The sequence below is a fragment of the Streptomyces sp. DvalAA-14 genome, assembly GCF_900091855.1.
GTDB lineage: Bacteria > Actinomycetota > Actinomycetes > Streptomycetales > Streptomycetaceae > Actinacidiphila.
The window spans coordinates 1-9,721 of record NZ_FMCH01000556.1; the positions used below are offsets into that span (position 1 = coordinate 1).

The 9,721-nt window shown below is 74.0% G+C and carries 7 protein-coding genes and 1 pseudogene; 3 read left to right on the forward strand and 5 right to left on the reverse strand.

Annotated features, from left to right (window positions below; all coding sequences use genetic code 11):
* The 5 genes and pseudogenes from GA0115240_RS29800 to GA0115240_RS29820 form a co-directional block, all read right to left on the reverse strand.
* Nucleotides 1-1,311, reverse strand: a pseudogene (locus GA0115240_RS29800) (hypothetical protein); the annotation flags it as partial.
* Between the two features lie 161 nt (nt 1,312-1,472).
* The gene (locus GA0115240_RS29805; RefSeq protein WP_093741442.1) at nt 1,473-1,964 is read right to left on the reverse strand and encodes a flavin reductase family protein; all 492 of its coding nucleotides are present in this window, start codon (nt 1,962-1,964) and stop codon (nt 1,473-1,475) included.
* A gap of 107 nt (nt 1,965-2,071) precedes the next feature.
* Nucleotides 2,072-2,941 carry a dioxygenase family protein gene (locus tag GA0115240_RS29810; protein WP_093741444.1) on the reverse strand — a complete coding sequence of 290 codons (870 nt, stop codon included), beginning with the start codon at nt 2,939-2,941 and terminating at the stop codon, nt 2,072-2,074.
* Nucleotides 2,934-4,058: a maleylacetate reductase gene (locus GA0115240_RS29815; protein ID WP_093741446.1), complete on the reverse strand. Its 1,125-nt coding sequence runs from the start codon at nt 4,056-4,058 to the stop codon at nt 2,934-2,936. The genes GA0115240_RS29810 and GA0115240_RS29815 overlap by 8 nt, the downstream gene beginning before the upstream one ends.
* A 407-nt stretch (nt 4,059-4,465) precedes the next feature.
* The gene (locus tag GA0115240_RS29820; RefSeq protein ID WP_093741448.1) at nt 4,466-6,121 is read right to left on the reverse strand and encodes an IclR family transcriptional regulator domain-containing protein; all 1,656 of its coding nucleotides are present in this window, start codon (nt 6,119-6,121) and stop codon (nt 4,466-4,468) included.
* Nucleotides 6,122-6,274: 153 nt separating this feature from the next.
* Between GA0115240_RS29820 and GA0115240_RS29825 the strand changes: the two genes are divergently transcribed.
* From GA0115240_RS29825 to GA0115240_RS29835, 3 genes are read left to right on the forward strand one after another with little or no spacing between them, the layout of a single operon-like run.
* Nucleotides 6,275-7,045, forward strand: coding sequence for a CoA transferase subunit A (locus GA0115240_RS29825; protein WP_093741450.1), 771 nt, complete (start codon nt 6,275-6,277; stop codon nt 7,043-7,045).
* Nucleotides 7,045-7,701: a CoA transferase subunit B gene (locus GA0115240_RS29830; RefSeq protein WP_093741452.1), complete on the forward strand. Its 657-nt coding sequence runs from the start codon at nt 7,045-7,047 to the stop codon at nt 7,699-7,701. The genes GA0115240_RS29825 and GA0115240_RS29830 overlap by 1 nt, the downstream gene beginning before the upstream one ends.
* A complete protein-coding gene (locus tag GA0115240_RS29835) occupies nt 7,698-8,888 on the forward strand; it encodes a thiolase family protein (protein WP_093741454.1) in 1,191 nt (396 codons plus the stop codon). The genes GA0115240_RS29830 and GA0115240_RS29835 overlap by 4 nt, the downstream gene beginning before the upstream one ends.
* Nucleotides 8,889-9,721 lie beyond the last annotated feature (833 nt).

Genomic DNA, 9,721 nt, shown 5'->3' on the forward strand with positions numbered 1-9,721 from the left:
CCGGGCCTGGGCCACGTCCAGCCAACGCCGCGCGGTGTCGGGGTCACCGGCGGACAGCGCGGCCATCGCCGCCACGACGCACAGCCGGGCGTCGGCGGCGACGGCCCGTCCGGGCAGCAGCCGCAGCCAGTGCGCGACGAGCGCGGTCCGCCCGCCGGCGACGGCCTCCTCCCAGGTGTCGAGCACCGCCTCGACCGCGGCCGGCAGATCGCCGGCCGCCACCGACTGCCGTACCGCCGACGCGGTGTCCCGCTGCTCGCGGTACCAGCACGCCGCGGCCCGGTGGAGCGCGGCGCGGGCGGCCGGCTGCTCGGCCGCCAGCAGGCCGGCGAGCAGCGGCCGCAGCGCGCGGTGGTGCCGGTACGCGGTCCGACCGGCGTCCACCGGCACCAGCAGCTGCATCGTCCGTGCCAGCTCGCGCAGCAGCGCGCCCGCACGGTCCGTTCCGGTGACCGCCCGGCACGCGTCGGCGGACAGCTCGTCGAGCACGCCGGTACGGAGAAGGAAGTCGAGCTGCGCGGTGGTGAGCCGGTCGAGCACCTCGGTGGTCAGGTAGTCGCCGACCGCCCGATCGGCGCGCGCCGCCGTCCCGCCCGCGACGTCCTGCGATCCGCCGAGAACGCGGCCGGTGAGGCACAGCCCCGCCGCCCAGCCCTCGGTGGCCGCGTACACCTCGTCCAGGGTGTCGTCGCCGGGAGCCCGTCCGAGCAGGCCGCTGAGCAGCGCCCTCGCCTCCTCCCGGGTGAAGGCCAGGTCGCCCGGGTCGAGTTCGGCCACCAAACCGTGCGCGCGCAGCGCCGGCACGGGGGCGCCGGGCTGGTGCCGGGTCGCCAGCACCACCCGGACGCCCGCCGGCAGCCGGCTGAGGAAGTCGCCCAGAGTACGGACGGACTCGGGGTCGGTGACGGCTTCCAGACCGTCGAGGATCAGCGTCAGCGGCGGCCCGGCTGCCAACTCGGCCACCAGCGAGGGCAGCAGGTCCTCCAGCCAGTGGTCCGGCGTCCACTCCTGGACGCTGGTGGCCACCGACAGGTCCGGCCGGATCCCGCGCAGCGCGTGCAGTACGGCGCCCCACAGCCGGCCGGGCGGGTTCTCCCGCGGGTCGAGGCCGAGCCAGGCGCAGTCGCCCCGCGCGACCGGCCCGCGCGACCACTCGGCGAGGAGGACGGTCTTGCCCGCGCCGGGCGGCCCGGACACCACGACCACCGGCTCGGTCGCGGCGTCCAGGCGGCGGACCAGCCGCGGACGCGGCAGCGGGTGCGCCGGGCCGGCCGGGGGGCGCAGTTTGAACGCGGGGACGACGGGCCGCATGGGAACTCCAGTCCGGAATGCCGGCGCGGATCGAGCCCCCTTCGCCCGGCGGGAGAAGAGGACCACCGGGCGACGGGGGCCGAGGGGCGGGAAGGGGGGCGACGGGCCGCGCCGGGCCGCCCCGGAAAGGGCGGAGAGGCCGGAGAGGGGCGCGGCTCGGCTCAGGCCGCGTGCCTGCCGAAACGGCCGGCGAAGTACACCAGCGGCTCGCCTTCCGTTGTGTGCTCGAAGAACCGGGCGTCACCGACGAAGATGGTGTGGTCGCCGCCGGGCAGCGCCGCGGAGACGTCGCAGACCACGGCGGCGATGGCGTCCTTGAGCACCGGCACTCCGTGGTCGTCGTAGGTCTCCACCCCGGCGAACCGGTCGGCGTGCGAGCCGGCGAAGTTCCGCGCCAGCTCCTCGCCGTCGTGCCCGAGGACATTGACGGCGAACCGCCCGTGGTCGGCGATCGCGGTGCGGGTGTACAGGTGGTTGCCGATGCACACCAGCAGTTGCAGCGGATCCAGCGACAGCGCGGACACCGCGCTCGCCGTGATGCCGATCCGGGTGCTGCCGGCCAGGGTGGTGATCACGCTGACGCCGCTGGCGAGCCGGCTCATGGTGGCCCGGAAAGCCGCCGTCCGGTCGTCGGTTCCAAGGGTTTCGGTCATCGTTGACCTCCGTGAAGGGTGAGCGGGGTGCGGGGTCGCGCCGGGACGCGCGAACGGCCCTCGGGAAAAGGGAAGGAGGGGGCAGGGGTCGGCGCGGGGTCGCCGGCTCAGGCCTCGGGAGCAGGTTCGAGGACGAAGGTGTGGCGGAGCACGGTGTACGGCCCCTCGCTGTGCGCGCGGTACGGCCCGGTACCGGGTTCGTGGCTCTCGTATGCCGCGATGAGCGACTCCTTGACGCCGAAGACCGGGTCCACGTCCAGGTACGGGTCGTCGGAGGGGAACAGCATCGTGGTGACCCGCTGGAATCCGGGCGCTTCGATCAGCAGGTGCACGTGGGCCGGCCGCATCAGCGGTCGGCCGGTCGACCGCATCAGCTCCCCCACCGTGCCGTCACCGGGGATCGGGTAACTGGACGGGCGGATCGAGCGGAACGTGAAACGGCCGGCCTCGTCGGTCCGGAACAGCGCGCGCATCGCCGGGTCGGTTCGATCGGGCAGCTCGATGTCGTAGTGCCCGTCCGCGTCACTGTGCCAGACGTCCACCCCGGCGCCGGCGACCGGCGCGCCCCGGTGGTCCAGCACGAGGCCCTCGAAGAACAGCGGGCTGCCCGGGACACCTTCGGAGATGTCGGCGCCGTCGGGCCGCCGCGGCCGGTCGTCGCGGAAGTACGGGCCCATAACGCTGTTCTGGGTTGCCGCGGCCGGCCGCTCGTTGCCGAGCGCGTCGACCAGCATGGTGACGCCCAGGACGTCGGACAGCAGGATGAACTCCTGCCGTGCCGGCGTGCAGAGCTGACCGGTCCGGGTGAGGAAGTCCACCGCACGGGCCCATTCCTGCTGCGTCAGGCCGACTTCGCGGACGAAGGCGTGGACGTGCCGGACCAGGGCCGGGAGCAGTTCGGCCAGCCGGGCGTCCTCGGTGTCACGCAGGGTGGAGATCACCGCATCGGTGATCGTGTCGCCGAGCAGGTCAGGCATGGTGGGCTCCAGGGTCAGGGTCAGGGTCAGGGTCTGCGTCGGGGACGAATGGCGTTGCGGGGGACGGCGGCTCGCCGGCCCAGGCCCGGGTGAGCAGGGTGCGGACCGCCGCGGCGTCCACCGGTCGCGGGTTCCAGTAGCCGTCCTGCACGACGAGGTCGGCGGCCTGCGCGATCCCCGCCTCGGGCATACCGAGCTCACGCAGTGACCGGGGGGTGCCGAGCCGCGCGGCGAACGCGAACAGACCGGTCGCGGCGTCGGGCGCGGGCAAAGCGCGGCCGATCCTGGCCATGGCGGGGCCGGCCGCGGGGGCGTTGTACCCGACCGCGTGCGGCAGCAGCACCGCGTGCGTCTCGGCGTGCGGAAGGCCGAAGGTACCGCCGAGGACATGGCACACCTTGTGGTGCAGCGCCATGCCCACCATGCCCAGGCAGGTACCGGCCAGCCACGCCCCGTACAGCGCGCCGGCCCGCGCGTTGAGGTCGTCGGGACGCTCGGCGACGACCGGCAGGGCGCCGACGAGGGCGTCGAGTGCCTCACCGGCCAGCAGAAAGGCGACGGGGTCGTGGTGCTGCGCGTAGAGGGCCTCGACGGCGTGCGCCATCGCGTTCAGGCCGCTGACGGCCGAGGCCGCCGGCGGGAAGGCGAGGGTCAGTTCGACGTCGTACAGCACGGTGCGGAGCTGGACCTCCGGCAGTCGGCGGGTCGTCTTCCGCCGGCCCTCGGTCTCGCCCAGGACGGATGTCATCTCCGAGCCCGCGTAGCTGGTGGGCAGTCCGATCTGCGGAAGACCGGTCCGGGCCGCGACCGCCTTGCCGAGACCGATCGCCGAGCCGCCGCCCACCGCGATCACACAGTCCGCCCGCGCCGATCGGGCGCGGTCGACGGCCTGCTCGGTGACCTCCACCGGCGTGTGCGGCGCGGCCCCGGTGAAGGCGGCCACCGCCGTCCCGCCGAGCAGTTCGCCCACCTCGGCGGCCTGCGCCGCCCGGCCGGGTGTGCACAGCACGAGTGCGCGCCGGCAGCCGAGGGCGTCGACCTCTTCCGGGACCCGACGCCGGGTACCGCCGCCGAAGACCACTTTCGTGATCTGCCCCTGATGCACGAACGCTTTCATGGGATTCCCTCGGTTGCGTCATTCCCTGACGTCTCGGAGTCTGCGGCCGCACCGAATTGGGCGTCAACAGCCACCGGACAATCCGAGGGGCGGCGGACGTCATTACCGTGAATGGGTGATGCCGCGGCGACCGGAATCCGGGGCCGGGGGCACCCGTACCCACGCGGCAGCGCGCCGGGATCGCCTATTCGGGGGATGCGGCGGCGCCACCAGCCGGAATGTGGGCTCCCGGCGCGACGCGGCCGTCACGCCCGGCCGGTGGGCAGGAGGGCGGGCGGCATCCTCCGGGAGGTCGGGAACCGACGCCGTGGGCGTGGAACAGCGGTATTCCGGGTTCCCTGGATTCCCGGGAACGCAAAGTACGGGAGAAAAGGGCGCCGTTGTGGCCCGATGCGCCGCGCCGCCGATCAGGCGACGGGCGGTGCGGTGTAGCGGGCGGCGATGTGCAGGTCGTTCTCGATCCGCGCCGCCGCCTCCCGCATCGGCGGCAGCAGGTCCTCGCGGGCCTGCCGCGCGGTGCGGCGGCTGGCGTGCATCGAGACGTTGACCGCGGCCACCACCCGCCCGTCGCGGTCGTGCACCGGCACCGCGATGGACCGCAGTCCGCTCTCCAACTCCTCGTCCACCAGCGCGTACCGGTCACGGACCGCCTGCTCCAACAGGGCGGCCAACCGCGCCGGGTCGGTCACCGTGTGCGGGGTGAGCGCCGTCAGATCGGCCCGCGCCACCTGCTCGGCGCGCTCCACCGCGGGGAGCCCGGCCAGCAGGACGCGACCCAGGGCGGTCGCGTAGGCGGGGAAGCGGGTCCCGACGGTGATGGTGACCGTCATGATCCGCACAGTGGGCACGCGGGCCACGTAGAGGATGTCGCCGCCGTCCAGTACCGCCATGGAAGCGGAGTCGTGCACCTGCTCGACGAGCGCCTTCAGATGCGGTTCGGCGATCTGCGGGAGCGTCAGGCCGGACAGGTGGGCGAAACCGAGTTCCAGCACCCGCGGGGTGGGCCGGAAGAGCCTGCCGTCGACCTCCAGGTACTCCAGGTGCTGCAGGGTGATCAGCGCCCGGCGGACGGTGGCGCGGGCCATGCCGGTGGCCTCGGCGACCGCGGTCAGCGGCAGCGCGGACTGCGCCCGGCCGAAGGCGCCGAGCACGGCGAGCCCGCGGGCCAGCGACTCCACGAACTCCGGTCCGAGCTCCTGCTTGGACGCCCGGCTCCAGGCGACGGCCGACCTGTCGGATCCGGCGTCCGCCGGGGCGGGCGGGTCGGCCAGGGTGTGCCGCATGGCGGCGACCGTCCGGCGCAGCTCGGGCAGCACCGCGCCGAGCAGTGAGGCGGCGCTGTGCCGGCTGGTGTGGCTGACCACGGTCACCGCACAGACCGGGCGGCCGGCGGCGTCCGGTACCGGCGCGGCGAGCGCGACCAGTCCGGGTCCGATCAGCTGGTCGTCCAGCGACCAGCCGGCCTCGGCGGCCTCGCGGGTTCGGGCCTCGAAGGTCGCGGCGCCGTCCGTGCGGCCCGGCGGCAGCGCCGGAAAGCCCGTGTCGGCCGGGTCGGCCCGGCGCCGCTGCCGCCAGCGCTGCCAGTCGGGTACGGACCAGTCGGCCGCGAACAGGGCGCCCGGGGCGCCGCGTTCAGCGGGCAGCAGGTCGCCGATGCGGAAGGCGAGGGACATCCGACGGCGCCGGGTGGCCTGGTGGACGAAGCGCACCCCGTCGCGGTCGGGCACCGCGAGGGAGACCGACTCGTCGAGGCCGTCGGCGAGCCGGTCGGCGAGCGGCCCGAGCAGTTCGGGCAGCCGGGAGGCGGCCAGGTAGGCGTTGCCGAGTTCCATCAGCGGTGGCGCGAGCACCGCCTCGCGGCCGTCGGTCCGCAGGTACCCGACGCGCTCCAGGGTGCTGATCACCCGGTCCACGGTGGACCGGGCCAGGCCGGTGGCCCGCACGAGGTCCCCGACGGCTGCCCGCCCGTCGCCGCGCGCCAGTTCGCGCAGGACGGCCATCCCCCGCAGCAGCGGGCCGACGGCCTCCCCAGGCGGCAGCGCGGTGGTGGCGAGGGGCGTCATCAGGTCTCCAGGGTGCGGCGATGTGACCGAAACCGTACCGGCCGGAGGCGTTGACAGTGCGCGGGGCGGCGCGCAGACTCGGCGGCGCACGGCAATTATGAACTAAAGTTCACCAGGCGAACAAGTGCTCGGCAGCACAGAGGAGACGGACCCATGGACAAGGTGGTCGCCGGCGCCGCGCAGGCGGTGGCGGACGTCTGCGACGGAGCGTCGTTCGCGGTCGGCGGCTTCGGTCTCGCCGGCGTGCCGAACGTGCTGATCCAGGCCGTGCACGACCGGGGCGTCAGCGGACTGAGCGTGGTCTCCAACAACTGCGGCGCGATGGAGTCCGGCCTGGCCGTGCTGCTCGCCGCAGGCCGGATAGCCCGGGTCACCGGCAGCTACATCGGGGCCAACAAGGAGTTCGCCCGCCAGTACCTCGCCGGCGAGCTGGAGGTCGAGCTCATCCCGCAGGGCACCCTGGCCGAGCGGCTGCGGGCGGGCGGCTGCGGCATCCCCGCCTTCTACACCCCGGCCGGCGTCGGCACCCAGGTCGCCGAGGGCGGACTGCCCTGGCGCTACGACGGGGACGGCGGCGTGGCGCTCGCCTCACCGGTCAAGGAGACCCGGGTGTTCGACGGCGTCGAGTACGCCCTGGAGCGCGGCATCACCACTGACTTCGCGCTGGTCCGCGCGGCCCGCGGCGACCGGCACGGCAACCTGGTCTTCAACAAGTCCGCCCGCAACTTCAACCCGCTGGCGGCGATGGCCGGACGGATCACCATTGCCGAGGTGGAGGAGCTGGTCGAATCCGGCGGGATCGACCCCGACCAGGTCCATGTGCCGGGCATCTTCGTGCAGCGCGTGGTGGTTCTCAGCCCACAGCAGGCAGCCGACAAGAAGATCGAGAAGCGGACCGTCACGGTCCGGGAGGTGCCGGCCTGATGCCCTGGACACGCGAGGAGATGGCCGCCCGAGCGGCCCGGGAACTGCGCGACGGCGAATACGTCAACCTCGGCATCGGCCTGCCCACGCTGATCCCCAACCACCTGCCCGCGGACGTGGAGGTCGTGCTGGAGTCGGAGAACGGCATCCTCGGCACCGGCGCCTTCCCGTTCGAGGACGCCGTCGACCCGGACCTGGTCAACGCCGGCAAGGAGACGGTCACGGTCCTGCCCGGCGCCGCCTTCTTCGACTCGGCGCTCTCCTTCGGGATGATCCGCGGCGGCCACATCGACGCCGCGGTCCTCGGTGCCATGCAAGTGTCCGCCCGCGGCGACCTGGCCAACTGGGCGGTCCCCGGCAAGCTGGTCACCGGCATCGGCGGCGCCATGGACCTGGTGCACGGCGCCCGCCGCGTCATCGTGATGACGACGCACACCACCAAGGACGGCGCGCCCAAGCTGGTCGAGGAGTGCGACCTGCCGCTGACCGGCAGGGCCTGCGTGCACCGCGTTATCACCGACCTCGGAGTCCTCGACGTCACCGACGGCGGACTGCTCCTGGTGGAGACCGCCCCGGGGGTCGGTGTCGAGGAGATCCGGCGGAAGACCGCTGCCACCTTGCGCATCGCCGCGTCCCTGGAAGGGAGCCCCCGATGACCGTCCACCCCCGCGAGGTCTACATCGTCGACGCGGTCCGCACCCCCGTCGGCAAGTACGGCGGCGCGCTGTCCGGTGTCCGTCCCGACGACCTCGCCGCCCATGTGCTGCGGACCCTCTCCGACCGGACGCCGCTGCTCGACCCGGCCCGGATCGACGACGTGGTCCTCGGAAACGCCAACGGCGCCGGCGAGGAGAACCGGGACGTGGCGCGGATGGCCGTGCTGCTGGCCGGACTTCCGGTCGGCGTGCCCGGCAGTACCGTCAACCGGCTGTGCGGTTCCGGGATGGAGGCGGTCATTCAGGCCTACCGGGCCGTCGCGCTCGGCGACGCGTCCGTGGTCGTCGCCGGCGGCGTCGAGTCGATGAGCCGCGCTCCCTGGGTGCTGCCCAAGCCCGAACGCGCCTTCCCGGCCGGGCACCAGGAGCTCGCCTCCACCACGCTCGGCTGGCGCCTGGTCAACCCGCGGATGCCGACGGAGTGGACGATCGCGCTCGGCGAGAGCGCCGAACTCGTCGCCGACCGGCACCACATCACCCGCGCTGCGCAGGACGCGTTCGCCCTCGCCAGTCACGAGAAAGCCGCCCGGGCCTGGAAGGACGGCCAGTACGACGGCGAGGTGGTGCCCGTCGAAGGCACCGGCCTGGTGCGGGACGAGACCATCCGCGACACCACCTCGCTCGCCGCCCTGGCCGGGCTCAAGCCGGTCTTCCGCGTGGACGGCACGGTCACCGCCGGCAACTCCAGTCCGCTCAACGACGGCGCCGCCGCGCTGCTGATCACCGACGCGGCCGGGCTGAAGGCCACCGGCCGCGAACCCCTCGCCCGGATCAGCGCCTCGGCGGTCACCGGCATCGACCCGCGGTACTTCGGGCTGGGTCCGGTAGAGGCGGTCGACCGCGCGCTGGCCAAGGCCGGCCGAGACCTCGCGTCGCTGCGCACCTTCGAACTCAACGAGGCATTCGCCGCGCAGGCGTTGGGCTGCCTCGCCGCCTGGCCCGACCTCGATCCCGCCCTGGTCAACCCGCGCGGCGGCGCCATCGCCATCGGCCATCCGCTCGGGGCCTCCGGCGCCCGGATCACCGGCGCTGTCGCCCACCAACTCGCGGCGGCCGGCTCCGGGACCGGACTGGCTGCACTCTGCATCGGCGTCGGCCAGGGCCTCGCCCTGGTCCTGGAGCGGTAGGCGCGTCGCGGATCAGCGAGCCGCGGGCACCGGTCGGCGCGCCGGGCGGGACGCACGCTGTTCGGGGACATTCGTGAGGTCCTGCGCTCACTAGCGGAGCCGGCCGGACCGGCGGCCGCGGACGACCGGCGGCGCTTGCGGAGAACGGGCCCGACCTCCGACTCCTACCGCCCGGCCGCGCCGCAGGTCGGGACGTTCAGGCAAGCGGGCCCGGCCGCACCGAACCGGACAGAGCAGAGGGACCGGGTGATCGGTACCACAACCACCAGCGTTGACTCGCACCCTGGCACAAATCCCGGTGCACGGGTCCTACTCCGCTACGGCGGCCGAGGCGTCTGCGGGCAGCACGGGGATGGGCCACGCCGGATCCGAGCGCCAGTCCCTCCATGGCGCGGCGGCGGCAAAGGGCCCCGCCGCCGCCTCGATCATGGCCGGCACCTGAGCACGCGCCTCCCCAACCGCCCGGTGGCCAGCATCCGTCACGACCCCTGCGGGCAACCCTGCTCTCGGACAAAGCCGCAAACAAGGCCTACCAACTCGCCGGTGCCACTGAATTCCGACCGGGCGGGACGGGGCCGCCTGGAGGGGCACGGAGGCACCAGCGCACGCGTCCGATGGCTGCTGGGCAGGTCCGGCGGGCGAGAGCCTGTGGGCAGTCTGCGGCCCCGGCCTGTTCCAGGCCGGGGCGCCAGTAGCGGTGGCAGTGACGGGGAGTCAGCTCGGCTGGTCGCCGGTGTACCGGTAGATCTCCGCGCCGCTGTTGATGTGCCACACGGTGCCGTCGGCGCCGGCGGCGATGTCGGTGGCGGTGCCGGGGATCGTTGATCCACGGG